This window comes from Micromonospora sp. BS32 (assembly GCF_059089345.1).
This window is the reverse complement of the sequence record NZ_JBSSHR010000120.1, coordinates 1-444: the sequence shown is the minus strand read 5'-3', so window position 1 is coordinate 444 and position 444 is coordinate 1. Positions and strand designations below refer to the sequence as shown.

Genomic DNA, 444 nt, shown 5'->3' with positions numbered 1-444 from the left:
GTGGCGTACGGGCTGGTGGACATGCTCACCACCAGCCGCAAGGCGGGGTCGGGCGCAACCGGTCGCGGCAGCGGGCCGCGGTAGGCCGCCATGGCCCCCGAACCGCCGCCGCTGCCCGCCCTGACCCGCTCCGAGGGCGAACTCGTCGACTGCTACCTGGAGCTGGTCGACCTGCTGGGCCGGATCAACCCCTCCCGCACCACCGACACGTACACCGCGCTGCGGGCCGCGCAGGCGCTCGTCGGCCGGGCGGTGGCGCTGCGCGACGCGCTCACGGTGATGCACCTGCGCGGCGAGACCGATCTGCACCACGGCACGCTCGGTCGGGCGCTGCGGGTGCTGGACGGGGAGCGGCGCGCCGCGCGGGTCACGGTCGCGGCCGCCCCGGCCGCCGAACCGGGCGGCCCGGACGGCCCCGCCCGCCCCTGACCGCACAGCCCGCTC

The 444-nt window shown here is 78.2% G+C and carries 1 protein-coding gene; it reads left to right on the top strand.

The window, feature by feature from the left end:
• Nucleotides 1-90 precede the first annotated feature (90 nt).
• Complete coding sequence (locus AC5RWQ_RS30535; RefSeq protein WP_494286054.1) at nt 91-429, top strand: hypothetical protein; 339 nt, start codon at nt 91-93, stop codon at nt 427-429.
• Nucleotides 430-444 lie beyond the last annotated feature (15 nt).

Coding starts and splice junctions, on each gene's coding strand:
- AC5RWQ_RS30535 (WP_494286054.1), top strand. CDS start 91: ATGGCCCCCGAACCGCCGCCGCTGCCCGCCCTGACCCGCTCCGAGGGC.